The sequence below is a fragment of the Leucothrix pacifica genome (assembly GCF_003172875.1).
Taxonomy (GTDB): domain Bacteria; phylum Pseudomonadota; class Gammaproteobacteria; order Thiotrichales; family Thiotrichaceae; genus Leucothrix; species Leucothrix pacifica.
In genome coordinates this window covers 1-19,464 of the sequence record NZ_QGKM01000043.1, presented here as the reverse complement: position 1 = coordinate 19,464, position 19,464 = coordinate 1, and the positions used below count along the sequence as shown (strand labels likewise).

Below are 19,464 nucleotides of genomic sequence, written 5' to 3'. Positions count from 1 at the left end.
CTCAGAGAGCAACTAACGACATTACACTTCGGGGTGATTGGTCTGTATATCCGGATGAAAAACCAACTCCGGCACACCCTTAGCGTCAATAAACAACACCGCATTCTGCTCATACTGACAGCAAAGCTCAATTGCTTGCGAGTGACTAACCGGAAAAGCCAACAAGCTATCCTCCCGGTATTCCTCACAAGGACTCGCGCCATAGCAATTCATCACAGTTTCAAATCGAGCTTCCAGATCCTTTTGTAGTAAATGGTTGGCTGCGGTGTTTTCAGCTTCATCCAAAAACACACCAAACGGATTGTGTGCGGTCATAAACACCACGCCTGAAGCACCTGCATCTGTCAGCAATTGCCTGATTTCATCAGAAGCCACACCCACGTGCAAAACGGTGTTTTTATCGGGCATTGGCACGACATAATTGGTGTTGCGGTAGGCAGCTTCAGTCTCTCTACTGATGTATTTTTTCTTCAAATCCAGACTCCCTAATGAATCTTTGAGCTATACATGGCTTGATCAACGCCAGCGCGCCAACCAAGACCAGCAGGATAAAGCCTGCACTCTAGCCCAATAAATAACGCTATGTACATATTCAATCCGTACAAATTCGACAATATGATGCCATTGCATTTTTCTGGACAAGCCTGCGGATATCAGTAACGATAATATCCCTACCTATCCGAGGACTTTCAAATGTTATTAAAATCATCACTGAGTATCGCAACGGTTTGTGTCGGCCTGTTGCTATCAACCTCTTCAGCCTTCGCAGCGGACAGTTGCGCAACCGGTAAAACCCTAAAAGATGGCGTGCTGACCATTGCCACCGGTAACCCCTCCTACTTCCCTTGGGTGCTGGATAATGACCCAAAAGCTGGTAAAGGTTTTGAGGCAGCAGTTGCCTATGAAGTGGCGACTCGTATGGGATTCGATAAAGACAACGTTGAATGGACGACTGCTTCTTTTGATGCCTCCATCCAACCGGGTGAGAAGAATTTCGATTTTAATTTACAGCAGTTTTCGATCACTGAGGATCGCGAGAAAGTAGTCGATTTCTCAGTGCCTTATTACTCAGCAGCCATGGCGGTGCTAACGCGTAAGCCAATTCAGGAAAAAGGCGCGAAGCCAGAGTTGGAATCACTGAAAGGCTTATTATGGGGAGCAAGCTCTGCAACAACGGGCGTGCCGATGCTTAACAAGTTAATCAAGCCTGACGATAAACCACTACTTTATAACGACAACAATGACGTGGTTGCAGCCATGAAAGCGAATCAGATCGATGCAGCTTTATTTGATTTACCAACCGCCATGTATTTGGGTGCGGTGGTGCTGGATGACGGCGTGGTACTGGGGCAATTCCCTGCGGACCGTAGTGAAAATCCCGACCAGTTTGGATTGTTAATGACCGAAGGTAATCCACTAAAAAACTGTGTGGATGAAGCGCTGGAAGCTATGAAAGAAGATGGCACATTAGCCAGCATCGAAGCCGAGTGGCTACAACAAACCACCAGCGTTCCTCTGATTAAATAAGCCTTATGCTGACGATCCGACAGGCGCACGCCAAACGCGTCAAGCAACGCAGCATCACGATTGCGGTTATCAGCACGATAGCCGCTATTGCACTGGTGTACTTTTTGGTGCCGCTAGCCCCCGGTTGGCCTGCGGTTAAAAAGAGCTTTTTCAACGCAGAGATATTCATCAAAACCTTCCCGACGCTGCTGGATGCGTTCATGTTGGATGTGATGATTTTTCTGTGGTGCGCGCCGTTGATTGCGATACTGGGACTAATCATTGCGCTTTGCCGCGATGTGCGCTCCCCCGCTTTGTATCCACTGCGTTTATTCGGGGCAATTTATACCGATGTGCTGCGGGGTATTCCGGTGGTATTGATTGTGTATTTGATTGGCTTTGGTGTGCCCGGATTGGGGCTATCACGACCGTGGAATAGCCCGTATATATGGGGATCACTAGCACTGATTCTCACCTATTCTGCCTATGTCGCGGAGATCTTCCGCTCGGGCATTGAGTCGGTGCATAGTTCACAACGCGCAGCAGCAGAATCTCTGGGATTATCACCGAGTGACACCATGCGTTTTGTGGTGTTGCCGCAAGCGATTCGTCGTGTGGTGCCTGCCAATATGAATATGTTCATCGCGCTACAAAAAGACGTGGCCTTATTGTCATTTATTGGGCCGGTGGAAGTATTGCGTCAGGCCGGTGTGTATAAATCGTTGTATGCCAACTTCACACCTTATGTGGCAGCGGCGGTTATCTTCCTGATTATCACTATTCCTGCGACGCGATTTGCAGATCATTTGATGTCAAAACAGCAGCGGGAGCGTAGTTAATATGCCTATAGTGAATGAATACCCCGTCGATATAACGTTTCGGAAGCCGCCATCACTATGAGCAAATTAGAGCTAATCAATATTCATAAAAGCTTTGGTGAACGTAAAGTTTGCTCGGGCATTAATCTGACGGTGAACGACGGTGAAATGGTGTGTCTGATTGGGGCATCTGGCTCGGGCAAATCGACCCTGTTGCGCTGCATGAATCTGCTGGAAGAGATTGATGAGGGCGAGATTCTCCTCAATGGCGAAGACATTTCCCTACCGGGTTTAGACCCGCAACAGATACGTCAGCAAATCGGCATTGTGTTTCAAAGCTACAACCTGTTCCCGCACATGAATGCGCTGGAAAATGTCATGCTGGCGCCGCGACGTACTCACAAGCGCAGCAAGGATGAGCTACGACCTGAGATTGAGGAGTTGTTTAAACGCTTCGGTCTGGCAGATCGTATGTTGAATTATCCTGATCAATTATCTGGCGGGCAGCAGCAGCGCGTGGCGGTGATTCGTGCTTTGGCGATGAAGCCTAAGATCATGTTGTTTGATGAGATTACTTCAGCGTTAGACCCTGAATTGGTGGCCGAAGTATTGGATGTATTGAGGCAGCTTCATCGTGAAGGTATGACGATGGTGTTGGCGACGCACGAGATGAGTTTTGCTAAGGAATTAGCGGATAAGGTTTGTTTTTTGGATGCCGGGGAGATTTTGGAGGAAGGACCGCCTGAGGCTATTTTCTCTAATCCTAAACAAACGCGGACTCAGGCGTTTTTGAAGAGTGTTTTGTAGTTATTCTTTTTCGAATCAGACTACCTCCCTCGCAACTCAATTCACTTGACTCAGCCTTTCAAAAGAAATACGGTGTCAATATGACACCACAGGAGAAACCCGATGCCCACAATAAAAAATGATCGCATTACCGCTAGGGTTAACGACGAAGTTAAAAACACACTGAGTGCTGCCGCTGAATTAGTTGGTGCCACACTAAACCAGTTCCTAGTACAAGCCGCACTGGAAAAAGCGGAATCCATTATCGAAAAAGAGCGCATGATCTATCTTTCCAAAAAAGACTGTGAAGTGTTCTTTGATGCCCTTGATAATCCACCTGAGCCAAACCAAAAGCTAAAAAATGCACTTGCTAATTATCGACTAAAGATAGGTTAAGTTCATTGCCACTTACTATTGAAGTTCTAAGTAAAAAGCACAGCCGCACAAGCTTTAGTTGTGGCGATGAGGCATTGGACAATTACCTACTTAAAGTTGCCCGACAACATATCGATAAAGGTATTTCAAGAACCTTTGTACTTGTTGACTCAGCAATGCCAACCGAGATTCTCGGTTACATGACGATTACCGTGTGCGAAGTCGCCTCCACTGAAATTCCGCAGAATTTAGCAAAGAAGTACCCTTCCATTATCCCAGCCGCTAAATTAGCCCGACTTGCCATTAGCGCCAACATTCAGCAACAAGGCTATGGCCAGTTGATGCTGATTGATGCAATGAAGAAAACCGTTGCTGCAGCTCAAAATATTGGAATAGCGGGATTATTTGTTGATGCTAAACATGAGGCCGCCAAACAGTATTACGAACAATTTGGTTTTCTTAGTTTACCGGAGCAATTAGATAATCTGTTTTTGCCCATCGCCACCATTGGTAAATTACTGAATGAATAACAAGTCTTTCAATAGAAATACTGGCAGTAATTAATCCAGTTGATTGAACACTGCGAAATACCTATTGCGCCTCACATGACAGCTTGACGTCAGCTTTCTATGAAATGATACTGATTGCTAAGTTCTTCCGGAACTTACGTAGTATAAACATAGGATGAGGAAATCGAATGAAAGCACCAATGTTAAAGAAAATTGCCGCTGGCGTTGTTCTAAGCGTTAGCATGGTAGGCAGCAGTTTCGCTGCTGAATGTATTGCACCAGCAAACCCGGGCGGTGGCTGGGACTTCACTTGCCGTACCATCGGTAAAATCATGTATGACATCAAAGCAGTCGACAAGCCAATTCAGGTTTCTAACATGGCCGGTGCCGGTGGTGGACTGGCTTATAACCACGTCGTGGCTGAGCGTGGTGACGACGCTGATGTCATTATCGCGGCATCCTCTGCAACCGCAACGCGTTTGGCACAAAACGCATACGCAGGTATGACAGCAGACCAAGTACGTTTCGTTGGCGCTATCGGTGCGGATCCGGGCGTAATCGTGGTTGCTAAAGACAGCATCTATAAGAACCTTGGCGAGCTAATGGGCGCAATCAAAGCGAACCCTAAATCAGTCACGTTTGCAGGTGGTTCTGCGGTCGGTGGATTTGATCACCTTAAGCCATTAATGCTGCTTCAGCGTACCGGTTACACAGACATCAAAAACATCAAATACATCGCGCTTGACGGTGGTGCAGATGCAATCACTCAAACAGTCGGTGGCTTCACACAGGCAATGACAGGTGATATGTCTGAAATCGTAGGCTTCCTAAAAGCAGGCGAGATTCGCGCACTGGCAGTACTGACTGAAGAGCGTATACCAGGCTTTGAAGATATCCCAACCGCGAAAGAGCAAGGCTATGACGTTGTAGCGGTTAACTGGCGTGGTATGTACATCCCTAAAGATGTAAGCGATGACACCTTCAATATGTGGGCTGATCGTCTACAAAAAGTGGCAGACTCAAAAGAGTGGAAAGAAGCCATGGTTGCTAACGGTTTAGCACCGTTCACTAAAGTGGGTGCCGACTTCCAGGGCTATGTTGACCAAGTAGTTGGCGAAGTTCGTGAGCTATCTAAGAGCTTAGGAGTTATCCAGTAATGATTAGTGACCGGATCTTTGGTCTGGTCGTGTTGATGGTCTCACTGGCATTCATTGCCAGTGCGACTCAAATCCAAACCAGCTTTTTATCTGACCCTGTTGGCCCCAAAGCATTTCCAATGCTGGTTGGTGGTATAGCAGGGTTATGTGGTTTGGTGATGATGATTCGACCCGACCCCGACCCACAATGGGCAAAAGGACGCACCCTAATCGCGCTGTTTGTAGCGATTGCCGTGTTAGTTGCTTACGCCTACGCACTCAAACCTTTTGGTTTCATTATTCCGACAGCGATTGCAGCCGCCGTGCTTAGCTATCAAATATCGCCACGTGCCGGCCCTGCTGCATTAGCAGGTATTGGCTTATCCGTGGGACTGTTTGTGCTATTTAAATATGCATTGGACCTTGGGCTGGTTGCCTTTCCAAAAAGCTGGTTCGGATAAGGGGCACACATGGATATTCTTGAAAGTTTAATGCTCGGGTTTTCCGTCGCACTCACGCCCTTCACCTTGATGTTGGCGATTGTCGGCTGTTTTCTCGGCACCATTATCGGCGCACTGCCGGGCCTCGGCCCCTCCAACGGTGTGGCGATTCTTATCCCAATTACCTTTAGCATGGGGCTGGATGCAACGTCTGCATTGGTTCTCATGACCGCAGTTTATTACGGCGCAATGTATGGTGGTCGCATCAGTTCGATCCTGCTAAACATTCCGGGTGATGAACCTGCATTGATGACCACCTTAGACGGTTATCCCATGGCCAAAAATGGTCGTGCGGGTGATGCATTAGTATTGTCAGGTGTGGCGTCATTTGTTGGTGCTTTTCTGGCAACGGTCGGCCTGATCTTTTTAGCGCCGATGCTGGCACGCGTGGCTTATCAGTTTGGCCCTGCAGAATACTTCGCACTGTATCTACTCGCCTTCTGTACGCTGGGTGGCATGTCATCCAACAATCAGGCGAAATCGGCATTAGCAGCCTGTATCGGTCTGGGAATTGCCATGGTCGGTGTGGACAACTCCTCAGGTATGCCGCGCTTTACCGGTGGTAGTTTGCACCTCATGGACGGCATCGATTTCTTGGTGGCCATCGTTGGATTATTTGCGATTGCTGAAGTGTTTTTCTTTATCGAAAGTCACGGCAAGGCCTCTTCCATTGGTGTGAAAATCGAGAAAGTGATGATCCCGTGGAAAGACATCTGGCACACTAAATGGACCATGCTGCGCTGCAGTTTAGTCGGCTTTATCGCCGGTGTATTACCCGGTGCAGGTGCGTCACTCGGTAGTTTCCTTGCTTATATGAGTGAGAAATCTATCGCTGGTGAAGAAGGCAAATTTGGTACCGGTGTACCTAAGGGTGTTGCGGCACCAGAAGCAGGTAACAACGCGGCAGCAGGTGGTGCTTTAGTACCAATGCTAACGCTGGGTGTGCCCGGCTCAGGAACCACAGCCGTCCTTTTGGCCTTGTTAATGACCCTGAACATCACCCCTGGCCCGACGCTATTTAGCGAACGTCCGGAAGTGGTTTGGGGATTGATTGCATCACTATTGATTGCCAACGTCGTTCTGCTACTCATGAATGTGCCGATGGTAAAAATCTTCGTGCGCATTCTGCAAGTCCCGCCTTGGGTTTTATTACCCGGCGTCACGATGATTTCATTCGTGGGCATCTATTCACTGTCAGGTAGCTATTTTGACCTATTACTAATGATTGGCTTTGGTGTACTGGGCTATGTATTGCGCAAGCTGGATATTCCGACGGTGCCGGTGATTCTTGGTATTTTACTGGGTGGTCACATGGAGGATGCACTGCGCCGCGCCATGGTCATTGCCGATGGTGATTTTATGTATCTGTTTAATTCGCCGATCTCAATTGGTCTGTGGATTGCAGCGGTTGTTGGTTTTATCGCGCCGATGTTTTTGCGGGGTGTGCTTAAGAAGCCGCAGCGGATTACAGATTAGGAACGTAACAAGCTGCTGTGACATTATGAGAACAATGTCACAGTAGCGACAACAGTAAATCAGCTAATACTAAGCTTCTCCCGCTATCTTGAGAACCTCACTCACCAAAGCCTCGCTTAGATATACCTCTGAGTTCGAAATACGCTCAAGGTAAGGCTTAACCGTTGTAATTAGCCCCTGATTCTTTGCCATCAACAAGATACCGGCACTACCAACAATGTTGATTCCATTATATTGAGCGGCTTTTCTGGCACGCAGATCATCAATCAACAAACGATCCGCATGTACATGTCGATATAAAGCCATTGCCTGAAGCTCACCCTGCCCTAGCCCAGGCGCAGCAATAATGAAGTCATTCAAATCAATATCCACGACCTTACCTGAGAGGTAGTGTTTTAATTTACCAGCCTGAGGTTTTCCATCTTCGATCGCCTCATCAAAGACTGCACGCGGTACTGATAATGTATCAAATAGCGTATCTAGCCAGCTCAATCCATCGCAGGTAGCTACTGCAATTAAAGCGGAGGTATCAGCGATAACCAGCATTAGTGAAGTAGCCCCACTAATTCCGCGTTTAGGTCTTCAGGGCTATAATTAACAGTAGGAACACCCTGCTTTTTACAAGTCGCCATAAAGTCATATCGACTAATTCCTGACAACTCTGTTGCAGCTCCAGCAGACAACTTACCTGCCTGAAACAGTGCAATTGCTGCATACAACTTCAAGGTATCTCCTATCTCTGGCAAACTTTGCTCAAGTGCAAATTGCTCAGGTATATCAAGCGTTAATTGCATCTTAGTCTCCTCTTGTGATAACTATCATTTTAGCAAAGTATATCTCTAAATCATTACTATTCCGGCTAATACGTCAAAACAACCGCTGTACCCCACCATCGGTATCACTTTCCAAAGTGGTAGACAAGCTAGACCTGTGACTTACAATACACTCACATTGAACGAATTAAAGGTAAGTTTATTCTTCAATGATCCGAGACATCAGAATGTTGACTTGCAACCATGGGTGACACCACGCTACATCGGTTTATCCTATGACCTTCCCCGCCCGGTTGTCATGGAAATACTCGAGATTGAAGAAGGTAGCAAGTTTCCAAAACGTCTGGACCGTTTAGCAAATAAGTTAGATATCACATTGGAAGAACTCACGGAAAAAGTTCGGGCCGCCAAGGCAGACTATGAGGAGAACAGCAATGACTGACATCATTCTGGCACTGGTTCCGGACTATGGTTTGTACATCATTATGGGAGTGACTTTCATTGCTGCCATGGGCGTGCCGTTACCCTCGTCGGTGATGGCACTGACCTCCGGCGGACTGGCTGCAACGGGTGATTTATTGCTGATGGAAGTGCTACTCGCCACCTTCACCGCCTACATTCTGGGCGACCAACTGGCCTACACGCTCGGTAGTTTGGCAAAACCGGAATGGTTAGTGAAAGCTCGCGAGTCACGACGTATCGGTCCGGTTTTTCAACGTAGCGAAGACTTCTATCACAAGCATGGTTTACTGGCTGTATTGATGAGCCGCACCGTGGTCAGCTCATTTGGTCCTTACATTGCGTATTTTTGTGGCGCGTTAAAAATGCATCGCCTGCGATTTACTGCGATAGCCCTGCTAGGTGCGGCAATCTGGACGTGCACTTATATCTTGCTGGGTTACACCTTCGCAGGGAATCTGCCGCAAGTGTCTGACTTAGTGGCGGGCTTTATCATGGCAGGCGTGGCGGCCATTTTAACACTAGGCTTCGCCACCAAACTGGCACTGGCTTGGCGGCGCTTTGAATAACGAGCTCAATAATACAAGACTCAACGATATTTCCGAGATTGATGGCTTTTATGGGTTATATTAAGTGGACTTACTACCGCTATTTAAGTCGTCATTATTATGCGCATTTTATTAGTTGAAGACACGCCCGACTTAGCCGAAGCCATCATTGAGCGCTTACACGCCGATGGTCATGTCACTGACTGGCTAACGGATGGTGAGCAGGCTAATAAACTCCTCGCCTACCAACACTACAGCCTGATTATTCTCGACTTAGGTCTGCCAAAATTGGACGGCATGAGTGTGCTCAAACAACTGCGCCAACGACGCGACAAAACACCGGTACTTATTCTGACAGCCCGCTCAGGCATAGATGATCGCGTTGATGCATTGGACTTAGGCGCGGATGACTATCTGGTAAAACCGGTTGATCTACGCGAACTATCCGCGCGGTGTCGCGCCTTAATTCGCCGTAATAGTGGTGAAATCGCCAGCCTTGTTCAGTATGGAAATTTGAGCTTTGATCGTGCTGCCGCCAGAGTGTTTGTTGGAAATATTGAAATCGAACTGCCACGTCGTGAATTAGGTATTCTCGATCTACTATTAAGCCACCAAGGCCGCACACTCAGTAAAGCGCAAATTGCCGACCAGCTCTGTTCCTTTGATGATGACGCCGAAATGCCCAGTGATAATGCCATTGAATTATACATCGCGAGAATCCGCAAAAAACTCGCCCAAAGTAGCGTCAGAATCAAAACCCTCAGAGGTATTGGATACATGATTTATGTTGAGCAGTAGCGGCTCACTTCGCACACGCCTCGCGGCACTGTTTGGTGCGGTGTTATTGGTCGGTGGTGCTATCGTGCTCTTCGCCACCAGCAACTTCGCCCAACGTGCAGCGGATGAGGCTTATGACAAACTCTTAGCTAGTGCTGCACTCACTGCGATGGAAAGCCTGAGCGTGATTGAGCGGGAGATACACTTCGACCTGCCCTATGCCTCATTAGACACTTTGTCTCTGTCCAAAGATGACCGCGTGGTATACAGACTCAAAAGTGAAACCAAGGGCTTACTCACCGGTTACGATAAGATTCCTGAGCCAAGCCCTGATGATATGAAGAAAGATTACAAAGCCGGTAAGCCACACTTTTTTACGGCAGATTATCAGGGGGAAGGCTTTCGTTTTATCGTACTAGAACGCTTGCTGGTTGAGTCTGGCGTGCAGGAAAAAGTGTGGCTGCAAATGGGGCAAAGCCGTCTGGCGCGAACAGAGCTAGCACGTGATCTCACCTTGAAAGCACTGGTCGGCATCGCGGGCTTGATCGTACTAGGCTTACTGTTTGTATGGTTGGCAGCTGGCTGGTCACTGCGTCCATTACTACGGGTAGAAGACGAATTACTACAACGCCAACCCACAGATTTAAAACCATTAGCCACTCAGGTTCCCAGCGAAGCCACTCACTTTGTCGAGGCCATCAATCGCTTTATGGGACGCTTGCAACGCAATCAGGACAGGAATCATGCCTTCATTGCAGAGGCGGCGCATCAACTTCGAACACCACTTGCCAGCTTACAGGCACAAGCCGAACTAGCGGCGGAAGATGTGGATGCAGAAGTATTTCGCAGTCGCGCAGAACGCATTCGCCGAAATGCGCAGGAGACTAATAGTCGCATCAATCAGTTATTGAGCTATGCAACGCTGGCACACCGCGTTGATGTATTAGTGCCTGAGCTGATATTACTTGAAGACGTGGTTGTACAATGCCTTGCCGACCTTGCGCCTCTGGCGATTCGTCAGAATGTTGAGCTAAATTTTGATAATCATATCGGTGCTGTTGAAGTCCTGGCCGACCCGGAAGCCTTGCGCGAAGTACTGCGTAATCTGGTTGATAATGCCCTGAAATATGGCCAGACCAATGCCGTCAAAGCAGAGGTTGATGTCACTCTGGAAGCTGCAGATAAACCGGGCTGGGTCGTATTGCAAGTGCGAGACTATGGCCAGGGACTACCAGAAGAACTCCTCAAGCAAGTCACACGACGGTTTGGTCGGGGAGAGTTTCGTCAGCAAAATGGTAGCGGCTTGGGATTGGCTATCGTTGAGCAAATCATCCACGGCATGGGTGGGACATTGGAACTGGAAAATGGCGTGAAAGGTGGTCTTAAAGCACGCTTATTACTGGCGGTGAATACATGATTAGCTTCTGCTCAAAGAGACTTATCACCTCAAAAATTAGTGAGGCTATCAAGCCCTTAGTTCTATGTATCGGCCTGCTAACTAATCTATTCTATCTACCCGCATCAGCTGGAAATTATCCGGCACCCGCTATCGAAACCGAGAAGTTACAAATCTTATCCAGTACCGATGAGTCCGTGATGAAGTCCTTGCTCACCGACTATCAACGGATTTATCCGCATGTCTCTGTCGAGTATATTGACCGCAATACCGTACCACTTTTCAATAAATTCATTGAGGATTATAAGAAAGGCAGCAGCTCAGATATCATCATCAGCTCAGCAATGGACTTGCAAATAAAGCTGGTCAACGATGGCTACGCCGCAACTCACTCAACCGAAAATATTGGCTGGGTTCCGGAATGGGCTCAGTGGCGAAAACAAGCGTTTGGCTTTACTTATGAGCCGGGTGTCATCGTCTATAACACAAAATTACTTGCCCCTGAAAATGTACCGCAAAGTCGCTTTGAATTAATCGAAAAACTGCGTGATCAGTCTGATTATTTCATGGGGCGCGTAGGCACTTATGATATTGAAAGCAGTGGCTTTGGCTATCTGCTGGCCAGTCAGGATGCGCAGCAGGCCAGCACCTGGGGACGCCTTACTGAAAACCTCAGTGCTGTAAAAGTGAAGCTCTATGACAGCACCAGCGGTATGTTGAAAGCAATTCAGGAAGGTGAATTATTGCTGAGTTACAACGTACTTGGTTCTTATGCCTATACCGCAATTGAAGAGTCTGAACAACTCGGAATGATTTTACCCAGTGATTACACATTGGTTATGTCGCGGGTAGGTTTTGTATCTAAACGCGCACGTAACGCAAAAGCCGGACACCAGTTTTTGGATTATTTACTCTCTGAGCGCGGGCAGCAATTGCTTGCGACAGAAGCGCGACTATACCCGATTCATCCGGCAGTTTCTGGTGAGGCGACTTACTCCGGACTCCAGCAGGCTGCGCAGAATCGTGGGCCGCTTAAGCTGATCAAACTAGGCCCCGCTTTGCTGACGTATCAGGACAAACTGAAGAAAGGCAATTTTCTGAAGGAGTGGCAGGAAGTGATTCGCTAAATCAATACCACCCGACGAATGGCACTCATTCCATGATGAAATACCGATACACTGCAACAGCAGAGACAACTTCCCCTGTTATTTCAGCATGATCGCATCTGGTCAGACGTCATTCAGCCCACAATATTGCCGACAGTATTTACCATTTAGGTTTCGAATCAGATCGTCGTCACCGCTTAACTAATGAAGACGGAGATGCCAATGCTCGCTACGCCAGAATCAGTACGTGGCTTAGTAATTTGTTAGTAGATGACTTTGTTAATGGTACGCTGGCCAATCCGGATATTGTGGAGGTTGAAGGTACTACCGGTACTGGCTTAGATAGTTTTATATCCCTTATCTATAGCGATCCGGGATTAAATAAACGCATTTCCACTGGCGATATGAGAGCGGGAGCCGCTGCCGCTGATGCAATGAATCAGATTATTGTGGAAGCAATCATCCAGACTGGTGTTGCAGCCGATGCTGATATTTCTCAAGATGACGTTCGGGCAATCAGTCAATACATTCAGGATAACCATTATGAAGCATGGCTATTGCACCATGGTGATGATGAAGATGGTGAGGAGACAGGTTTTCATCTGGTACAAAGTGATGGTGCTAAGACCCGCTTGCTCGGCAAGAATGCAATCAACAAAATCGCTGACGGAATTTATCACCTTGGCTTTGGCACTAATGCGAACGGGCGTCGCCTGATTGATGAAGACGGCAACAAGAATGCCAGCGTGAAACGGATAGCTGAGTGGCTCAATGCAATACTCGCGGCTGATTTAGCCTCTGGTGCTTTCGATGCGACAGAACAAGATCAGGATGAAGAGATTGCACAACCAACCTCGTAAACGATTAGTAGCTTAATCAATTAAGTGAGTTGTCAGAGCTTAGCTTTGATAACTCACTGCGCTCTAAACCCGATATCACAACTGATAAGTCTGTACCTGATTATCCCTGCATACATCGGACAGTTGCTTCGATGACAGCTCATCCATAAACAAGCCCGTCAACTGCGACACATGCCCTACCCGTACTGGCGCCGTGCGTTCCAGCTTAGTCTTATCCGCGACTAAAAAGCGTTCACGCGCATTACTCAGTATTGCCTGAGTCACACGCACTTCACGGTAATCGAAATCCAATAATGCCCCCTCTTCGTCCAGCGCCGATGAGCCAATCACCGCATAATCAAGCTTAAACTGCTTAATAAAATCAACCGTAGCCTCGCCGGTAATACCCCGGTCGGCATGACGCAATACACCACCGGCAATAATGATTTCGAAGCTAGTATTCTGCAGAAGAATATTCGCTACATTCAGATTATTGGTCACCACCATCAGATTACGATGTTGGAGTAGTGCTTGGGCTACTGCCTCCGTTGTGGTGCCGATATTGATAAACAGAGAGCTGTCATTTGGGATTTTCTGAGCACACAGCCTGCCGATGGCTAACTTCTCCTCTGAAGCTAAGGACTGTCGCTGTTCATAACGCACATTCTCAATGCCAGAGGCCAATAACGCCCCACCATGCGCACGAACCAGTAACTTCTGTTCGCACAAGATGTTGAGGTCTTTACGGATGGTTTGCGGAGTCACATCAAATGACTGAGACAAACCGTCAACCGTCACCCTGCCGACGTCACGGGCGGTGCTCATTATTTGTTGTTGACGAAGTGAAAGTTGCATGTGTGGCTCCTGATAACAGCCTTTTTATCTTACCGCAAACACCGCCGCACTAGAAAAGGAATATCCATAGTGAAAACTTGCGGTAACCGTTGGAGAGGTCGTAAGCTGGTAGCTCTTCAAACGATAGGTGGCATCATGACATTAACTCCCGAAATGATTAATCAACGAGATACCAATAATTTACCGGGTTTAATGGGGATGAAGGTATTAGAACTGGTCCCTAAACATGCCAAATTATCTTTAGAAGTCCGGCCCGATTTATTGGCGATCAATGGTTTTTTACACGGCGGCACTGTGGTCTCTCTGGCGGACACCGCAGCAGGCTACGGTTGTATGGCCACATTGCCAGAGTCAGCTGAGGCATTCACGACGATAGAACTGAAGTGCAATATGATGGGCACTGCCCGCGAAGGCACAGTGAGCTGTGTGGCAACTTGCTTGCATGCCGGACGCACGACTCAGGTGTGGGAGTCCGTTGTGACTAACGACACTACCGATAAAGTGATTGCTAAATTTACCTGCACTCAAATGGTGTTATATCCCAGATAATACAAATCGTGGCGGTTGCATTTTTAGCGATTCAACGGCCTTTTCACTGTCTGCACTAACAACTTTTTATGAAACTGAACTGCTGCTTTCCAAATCGCTTAACTTTCGTGAATAACGTCGTTATTTACAACATAAATTAATTTACCGTTCATCGGAAAAACGGAGAATAGTCTTCAAGCTTCAGGGATTGAGGTGACAACAAAACCAAGCAAAGGGGAGTCGGTGAGTGTGTATTCCTCCGGACTCACTGACGACCCGCTTGTTTTGACTTTTAATCTACGCCCGCCACTGACGGCCTTTGTGTACATTCTCAATAAAGTGATTCGCTTCTTGTGGACTTCTTAAGCGAATAAACTGCACGCCTCTAAGATCAGTAGACGCCATTAAACGAGCATAACGCTGTTTATTCGTGCTATAACTCTTTAAAAACCATAGCAAAATCGACTGCTTCGACATAAATGATTTCTGAAATGTCTCAACATTCCCCGTGTCCTTCCAAAGCTCTCGTTTGCTTGAAATTCGTTTCACTGTGCGCTTAAAAAGCTGTGCGAATGTTCTGGGGTATGAGTAGTCGAGCCAGATAATCGCATCAACATTGTTCCACTTAATATCGTTGGTGCGACTGTAATTACCATCCAAAACCCACGCGCTGCCGGACACCGCTTGCTTCACTTTTGGGAAAAATTCATCATCGTGAGATTCTTGCCAATTCTCCTTCCAGAACAATTGATCCATTTGGATATGCGGGCATTTAATCTGCTGCGCTAAACGCCGAGAGAATGTGGATTTCCCACTGCCGGTCGTACCGATTACGTTGAATTTTTTCATGTGGCAACAGTTCAAATATATAGCCGCGAGAGCTAACCGCTCAGGCAGATTGGAAAGTGTTTAGTCTGACATCAATCTGGTCAATGTCAGACGCTCTATAACAAACAATACTAATCCCATCTGGCATCGAGGTGCGTAGCTTTTCACAAAACTTACAATTCAGATTGAACTATTTTTAGTATTACGATTCGCTGGTGTTTTGTGCCTTATTTTGGTGCAGAAGAGTGTTGCTGGATTACTCATACCAGCTTTCATTGATCAGGTAAATTCTTACAAAATTGAAATAATATTCGAATTTAATTTTTTCGATCAGTCCTTATACTATTGATAAGATAAACAACATTAGGGAGATAAACAGCAGACACCGACGTTTTAAACATTCGTATTTATAACAGATTTAGGAGTTACATAATGCAAACAACTATTCACTCAAACGACTTTACTCTGACTGATGCACTGGAAAATTTCATCAAGCAACAAGTCAGTCAGTCGATGGCTAAATGCTCTGACAAAATTGAAAGTCTTAAAATACGACTTAAAGATGTTAATGATCCGAAGCAGGTAAAAGAGTGTAGTGTTGAAGTCAGATTGGCCCATCAGGCGCCAATAGTTGTGAGTAAACGAAGCGACAATGCTTATGCCAGTATTCGTGAAGCGGTATCGCGAGCCTCCAGAACGACTTTGCGTCGGGTCAAAAAACGCCGGGTAAAAAAGGCGGGTTTACAGTTATAGTAAACCGCCAGCCCTATAATACATCCTTAGAAGTACCTTCGAGTAAGCACTTCCCCCCTGGAGTAACTCGATGCTAACCCGGCTTTTGCCGGGTTTTTTTGGGCCAAAATTTATATCAGTTTTTTTCTAACTATTATTAATAATAATTCGAATTTTATTTATGTGAAAAATCATTATTATGGAGGCATGACATCGAAAGATTGTAAGTAACACTAAATGATCAACCAGCAATAGAGAGGTAAGTAAAAATGGACATGCATAACTCACACTCTGGAAATATTCTCTGGGATCACGATAAGCGATTCACTCAGACTAGCGACCAGCAAACGGTTAAGCCACTGGCTAAAACCACTCTGGGTAACGCCGACGCGGATGGTTTGATGACCTTGTTTATGAACAATCCGGCGACACGTCAACTTGCCAGAAACATCGTCCGGTTCAAAGCCAATGCCGTACTGGGAGCCCTCGCTTATAAAGCGCATGAAAACTGGCAAAGTAACAAGCCACTGACTAACATCACGCCGATCAACGCGCATGATGTGATGCAGGCTAGTCCCATCCCTGCATTCACACCTGATCTGGCAAACAGCAATGAAGGACTGCTGTTGGTTGCACTAATGAAAGCAACGACTGCGGTATCTGGCATCGCTGAGGATAGTGCTACCCGCCACGACCAGCTATTGAATGCTGCCAAGCAATTAGGTTTCGACAGTCTGGACATTGAACAGCTGAGTGAATTAATGCAGCGTGAAATACCTGCCAGCGAAATCGCTAGCTGTGTCAATCTGGACAAAGAACGAGCGGAAGTCTATCTAGCCGCCTATACGGCAAGCAGCGGAAGTTCACTGCAGCAGGAATTCCTCGTTGAACTCGCATCAGCGCTAGGACTTCCAGAGGGTCTTAGTACTTATCTGGAGCGGCAGGCAGACTTAGGCATTGCCTCTTAATGATTCAACATAAACTTGCTTGACGATAGGCCATGATTATCTCTTGAAATGATCATGGCCGTTTTTTTAAGGATATTTCGAGTGACAAACATCAAAAAAAGGAGCATCTGCAGCAATAGATGTTATTTTAATGCTTAATCCGGCTCACGTGAGACACGTTATGAAGCAATTGAATTTTCATCACCTTCAGTATTTTTACGCAGTTGCTAAAGAAGGTAGCGTAACCCGTGCCGCCGAACTGATGAACGTCACTCCACAAACGGTCAGTGGCCAGATCACTACTTTTGAAGAATACATTGGTGCGCCTTTGTTCAAACGCGAAGGTAAGCGCTTGGAACCCAATAGTTTGGGGCAAATTACGCTGCGCTATGCCGATGATATCTTCAACCTTGGCAATGAATTATCCCGTACTCTCGCCACGCAAGATGTGGGTCAGGTCGCTAATTTTAACGTCGGTATTGTTGAAGCCATTCCCAAGATGATGGTGTACGAAGTACTAAACGATTGCTTTGACCTTGAAAATCGCTTTTTACTGGAGTGCCATGAAGGTGACTTTTCCAGCCTGTTGGCCGACCTCTCCATTAATAAACTCGACATGATAATTTCCGACCAACCTTTACCGGTCGGTGTAAGTGTTCGTGCTATCAATCAATATCTCGGCCAGTCCGGGGTGACTTTTTTTGTGGCCTCAGAGCAATGTGAGCACTATCAAAAAGACTTCCCACACTCACTGCATAAATCTCCGTTTTTAATGCCTAGCCGTAAGTCAGCGCAGTTTCAAAACCTTATTTCATGGTTTGCTCAGGTCAAAGTTGCACCTACTGTCGTTGCTGAAGTGGATGACAGTGCTTTATTAAAGATTTTTGGGCAGACCGGTCGGGGAATATTCTGTGTCGCGACCGCGGTTGAACAAGATGTGATGTCGCAGTTTGATGTGGCAGTAATAGGAAGGGTGGATTCTATTTCTGACCGTTACTATGCCATTTTACCAGAACGAAAGTTTAAGCATCCTGCTGTAGACTCTGTATTAGGGGCGGCAGATAAGCTGCTAAACATAAGCTAATAAGTCATACCTGAGGTATAATTTCAGGCATTCGCTTATAAACAATCATCAGAGCAGGTGCATATTATGCAGCATGAAGAAATACCAGAAGACCATAATGATCCACTGTTAAAGCACTTACACAGGGCCATTCGCTTCGCCATCAGAATTCTGGCGGTACTCATGGTGTTGGTTATTTTCTGGAGCATCGCTGATGTTGTTTATGTACTCTACATGAGACTCAGCTCGCCACCTTATTTTCTACTCGACATCTCGGATATATTACAAACGTTTGGTGCCTTTATGTTGGTGCTGATCGCAGTAGAAATATTCACAAACATAAGACTATATCTTGGCTCCAATATACTGCCAGTTGAGTTAGTTATTGGAACTGCACTCATGGCGGTGGCTCGAAAAGTGATTGTTTTAGATCTCAAACAAGTCAGCTCAGAGCAGATTATTGGTATCGCTTTAGTGACCTTCGCCTTAGGAATTTCTTATTGGCTAGTCAGGCATAGTGACAAAGAACACGAGGAACATAAATAGTCTCTAAGGCTACACAAACAGACCTCTGGCGGGCTAAGTAATGACTACTTTTCCCGCTGATATTTGTCACGAATAAACGCCCTTGCCCCACCTATATCCAGCAATAAAACAGCAGCAAGGAAGACACTAAGTCCCGAGGATAATTGCGCCACTAACCACAACCAACCGCGCAAATCTTTTAGTAAAAACAAGCACAATCCCATTGCCACACTTGCGCCTATTATCTTTGCGATATCTCTGGCAGGAAAAGGAATCGGAAACACGCGCCGACCAAATATCACCCCGAGCGTCAAACTCACCATAAACGATAATAATGTCGCAATGGCAGCCCCTTGCATACCCAACTTAGGAATCAACCAGTAATTCAGCAGCAGATTTAACACGGCAACGACTGCGGCGATTTTAAAAATCCCCATATTGTTATTACCCAACTGAAACGGCAGATGCGCATAAAACGCACCGGCCCCCATGCAAAAAATTGCACTAGACACCCAAGGTAACAGCATGGTGACCGAGGCTTTATATTCTTCACCAATCACCAGATCAACCATATTCGGGCCGACCAATGAAAGTCCGACTACAGCGGGAACAGACACTCCCAGCAGCAATACCGCATAGGTATTAAAATATTCCAGCGCAGCTTCTTTCCCCTTAGTATCTAATAGCTTTACGATCATCGGGTAAGCCGCCAGGTTGACCGCATTCATAATCATAAGAAGACACATCAATCGTTAACTGATGCTCTACTTTTGGTGAAAAATGACTTAAATACCAATCCTGACCTTTATCGTAATAGTCATCGTAGTAAAAAAGCTCTTTGACAGGCTCGCTGGTCGCGACACCAGGGTGATGTAAGAAGTAATCATAAATATAACTGGTAGCCGTTTTTAAGGGACCAATAAAAATCACATCCGGCAATTTTTTATGCTGTTCCATGTTATTAACTGATGTTACGCAGTAG

Annotated in this window: 26 protein-coding genes; 19 read left to right on the top strand and 7 right to left on the bottom strand. The window is 46.5% G+C overall.

The genetic code is table 11. The features are described from left to right. Positions 1 to 21: 21 nt before the first annotated feature. On the bottom strand, positions 22 to 474 hold the full coding sequence (locus DKW60_RS14310; protein ID WP_109838344.1) for a DUF3293 domain-containing protein: 453 nt from the start codon (positions 472 to 474) through the stop codon (positions 22 to 24). Between the two features lie 219 nt (positions 475 to 693). Here DKW60_RS14310 and DKW60_RS14305 point away from each other — a divergent pair, with 219 nt between their 5' ends. The 8 genes from DKW60_RS14305 to DKW60_RS14270 all read left to right on the top strand — a co-directional run bounded on the left by DKW60_RS14305 (position 694) and on the right by DKW60_RS14270 (position 7,106). Next, the gene (locus DKW60_RS14305; RefSeq protein WP_109838343.1) at positions 694 to 1,527 is read left to right on the top strand and encodes an ABC transporter substrate-binding protein; all 834 of its coding nucleotides are present in this window, start codon (positions 694 to 696) and stop codon (positions 1,525 to 1,527) included. Between the two features lie 5 nt (positions 1,528 to 1,532). Beyond that, the gene (locus DKW60_RS14300) at positions 1,533 to 2,345 is read left to right on the top strand and encodes an amino acid ABC transporter permease (RefSeq protein WP_109838342.1); all 813 of its coding nucleotides are present in this window, start codon (positions 1,533 to 1,535) and stop codon (positions 2,343 to 2,345) included. A gap of 57 nt (positions 2,346 to 2,402) precedes the next feature. Beyond that, the gene (locus DKW60_RS14295) at positions 2,403 to 3,131 is read left to right on the top strand and encodes an amino acid ABC transporter ATP-binding protein (RefSeq protein WP_109838341.1); all 729 of its coding nucleotides are present in this window, start codon (positions 2,403 to 2,405) and stop codon (positions 3,129 to 3,131) included. Between the two features lie 102 nt (positions 3,132 to 3,233). Then, positions 3,234 to 3,506 carry a type II toxin-antitoxin system TacA family antitoxin gene (locus tag DKW60_RS14290; RefSeq protein WP_109838340.1) on the top strand — a complete coding sequence of 91 codons (273 nt, stop codon included), beginning with the start codon at positions 3,234 to 3,236 and terminating at the stop codon, positions 3,504 to 3,506. Between the two features lie 5 nt (positions 3,507 to 3,511). After that, positions 3,512 to 4,015, top strand: a complete 504-nt coding sequence (locus DKW60_RS14285) for a GNAT family N-acetyltransferase (protein WP_109838339.1) — start codon at positions 3,512 to 3,514, stop codon at positions 4,013 to 4,015. A 167-nt stretch (positions 4,016 to 4,182) separates the two neighbouring features. Continuing rightward, positions 4,183 to 5,151, top strand: coding sequence for a Bug family tripartite tricarboxylate transporter substrate binding protein (locus tag DKW60_RS14280; RefSeq protein WP_109838338.1), 969 nt, complete (start codon positions 4,183 to 4,185; stop codon positions 5,149 to 5,151). After that, positions 5,151 to 5,591 carry a tripartite tricarboxylate transporter TctB family protein gene (locus DKW60_RS14275; protein WP_109838337.1) on the top strand — a complete coding sequence of 147 codons (441 nt, stop codon included), beginning with the start codon at positions 5,151 to 5,153 and terminating at the stop codon, positions 5,589 to 5,591. The genes DKW60_RS14280 and DKW60_RS14275 overlap by 1 nt, the downstream gene beginning before the upstream one ends. A 9-nt stretch (positions 5,592 to 5,600) precedes the next feature. Continuing rightward, positions 5,601 to 7,106 (top strand): tripartite tricarboxylate transporter permease, encoded by a 1,506-nt coding sequence (locus DKW60_RS14270; protein ID WP_109838336.1) that lies wholly within the window; start codon positions 5,601 to 5,603, stop codon positions 7,104 to 7,106. A 69-nt stretch (positions 7,107 to 7,175) separates the two neighbouring features. Here DKW60_RS14270 and DKW60_RS14265 read toward each other — a convergent pair whose 3' ends face one another. Together DKW60_RS14265 and DKW60_RS14260 are read right to left on the bottom strand one after the other, a co-directional pair. Then, positions 7,176 to 7,652, bottom strand: coding sequence for a PIN domain-containing protein (locus DKW60_RS14265; protein ID WP_109838335.1), 477 nt, complete (start codon positions 7,650 to 7,652; stop codon positions 7,176 to 7,178). Further along, complete coding sequence (locus tag DKW60_RS14260; RefSeq protein ID WP_109838334.1) at positions 7,652 to 7,900, bottom strand: UPF0175 family protein; 249 nt, start codon at positions 7,898 to 7,900, stop codon at positions 7,652 to 7,654. Before DKW60_RS14260 ends, DKW60_RS14265 begins: the two co-directional genes overlap by 1 nt. Positions 7,901 to 8,036: 136 nt before the next feature. Here DKW60_RS14260 and DKW60_RS14255 point away from each other — a divergent pair, with 136 nt between their 5' ends. The 6 genes from DKW60_RS14255 to DKW60_RS14230 all read left to right on the top strand — a co-directional run bounded on the left by DKW60_RS14255 (position 8,037) and on the right by DKW60_RS14230 (position 13,025). Further along, positions 8,037 to 8,321 (top strand): hypothetical protein, encoded by a 285-nt coding sequence (locus DKW60_RS14255; protein ID WP_109838333.1) that lies wholly within the window; start codon positions 8,037 to 8,039, stop codon positions 8,319 to 8,321. After that, a complete protein-coding gene (locus DKW60_RS14250; RefSeq protein WP_181389711.1) occupies positions 8,314 to 8,907 on the top strand; it encodes a DedA family protein in 594 nt (197 codons plus the stop codon). The genes DKW60_RS14255 and DKW60_RS14250 overlap by 8 nt, the downstream gene beginning before the upstream one ends. A gap of 99 nt (positions 8,908 to 9,006) precedes the next feature. After that, positions 9,007 to 9,684, top strand: coding sequence for a response regulator transcription factor (locus DKW60_RS14245; protein ID WP_109838331.1), 678 nt, complete (start codon positions 9,007 to 9,009; stop codon positions 9,682 to 9,684). After that, positions 9,671 to 11,080, top strand: coding sequence for a sensor histidine kinase (locus DKW60_RS14240; RefSeq protein WP_109838330.1), 1,410 nt, complete (start codon positions 9,671 to 9,673; stop codon positions 11,078 to 11,080). The genes DKW60_RS14245 and DKW60_RS14240 overlap by 14 nt, the downstream gene beginning before the upstream one ends. Next, positions 11,077 to 12,186, top strand: coding sequence for an ABC transporter substrate-binding protein (locus DKW60_RS14235; protein ID WP_109838329.1), 1,110 nt, complete (start codon positions 11,077 to 11,079; stop codon positions 12,184 to 12,186). Before DKW60_RS14240 ends, DKW60_RS14235 begins: the two co-directional genes overlap by 4 nt. 239 nt (positions 12,187 to 12,425) lie before the next feature. Then, positions 12,426 to 13,025: a hypothetical protein gene (locus tag DKW60_RS14230; RefSeq protein ID WP_109838328.1), complete on the top strand. Its 600-nt coding sequence runs from the start codon at positions 12,426 to 12,428 to the stop codon at positions 13,023 to 13,025. Positions 13,026 to 13,100: 75 nt separating this feature from the next. Here DKW60_RS14230 and DKW60_RS14225 read toward each other — a convergent pair whose 3' ends face one another. After that, positions 13,101 to 13,859: a DeoR/GlpR family DNA-binding transcription regulator gene (locus tag DKW60_RS14225; protein ID WP_109838327.1), complete on the bottom strand. Its 759-nt coding sequence runs from the start codon at positions 13,857 to 13,859 to the stop codon at positions 13,101 to 13,103. Between the two features lie 135 nt (positions 13,860 to 13,994). Between DKW60_RS14225 and DKW60_RS14220 the strand changes: the two genes are divergently transcribed. Next, complete coding sequence (locus DKW60_RS14220; RefSeq protein WP_109838415.1) at positions 13,995 to 14,408, top strand: PaaI family thioesterase; 414 nt, start codon at positions 13,995 to 13,997, stop codon at positions 14,406 to 14,408. Between the two features lie 276 nt (positions 14,409 to 14,684). On the opposite strand, the gene DKW60_RS14215 is transcribed toward DKW60_RS14220, so the two are convergent. Further along, positions 14,685 to 15,236, bottom strand: a complete 552-nt coding sequence (locus DKW60_RS14215) for a P-loop NTPase family protein (RefSeq protein ID WP_109838326.1) — start codon at positions 15,234 to 15,236, stop codon at positions 14,685 to 14,687. 411 nt (positions 15,237 to 15,647) lie between these two features. Between DKW60_RS14215 and DKW60_RS14210 the strand changes: the two genes are divergently transcribed. From DKW60_RS14210 to DKW60_RS14195, 4 genes are all read left to right on the top strand, one after another. Further along, positions 15,648 to 15,968 carry an HPF/RaiA family ribosome-associated protein gene (locus DKW60_RS14210; protein WP_109838325.1) on the top strand — a complete coding sequence of 107 codons (321 nt, stop codon included), beginning with the start codon at positions 15,648 to 15,650 and terminating at the stop codon, positions 15,966 to 15,968. Positions 15,969 to 16,216: 248 nt separating this feature from the next. Then, positions 16,217 to 16,915, top strand: coding sequence for a DUF533 domain-containing protein (locus DKW60_RS14205; RefSeq protein ID WP_109838324.1), 699 nt, complete (start codon positions 16,217 to 16,219; stop codon positions 16,913 to 16,915). A gap of 160 nt (positions 16,916 to 17,075) precedes the next feature. Next, positions 17,076 to 17,978, top strand: a complete 903-nt coding sequence (gene nhaR, locus DKW60_RS14200; RefSeq protein ID WP_181389710.1) for a transcriptional activator NhaR — start codon at positions 17,076 to 17,078, stop codon at positions 17,976 to 17,978. A gap of 66 nt (positions 17,979 to 18,044) precedes the next feature. After that, positions 18,045 to 18,503 carry a phosphate-starvation-inducible PsiE family protein gene (locus DKW60_RS14195; protein WP_109838322.1) on the top strand — a complete coding sequence of 153 codons (459 nt, stop codon included), beginning with the start codon at positions 18,045 to 18,047 and terminating at the stop codon, positions 18,501 to 18,503. 44 nt (positions 18,504 to 18,547) lie between these two features. Here DKW60_RS14195 and DKW60_RS14190 read toward each other — a convergent pair whose 3' ends face one another. Both DKW60_RS14190 and DKW60_RS14185 read right to left on the bottom strand, forming a co-directional pair. After that, positions 18,548 to 19,210 (bottom strand): oligosaccharide flippase family protein, encoded by a 663-nt coding sequence (locus tag DKW60_RS14190; RefSeq protein WP_219988767.1) that lies wholly within the window; start codon positions 19,208 to 19,210, stop codon positions 18,548 to 18,550. After that, positions 19,155 to 19,464 (bottom strand): hypothetical protein (locus DKW60_RS14185; RefSeq protein WP_219988766.1); only part of this gene is annotated, 310 nt, incomplete at its 5' end. The genes DKW60_RS14185 and DKW60_RS14190, both read right to left, overlap by 56 nt.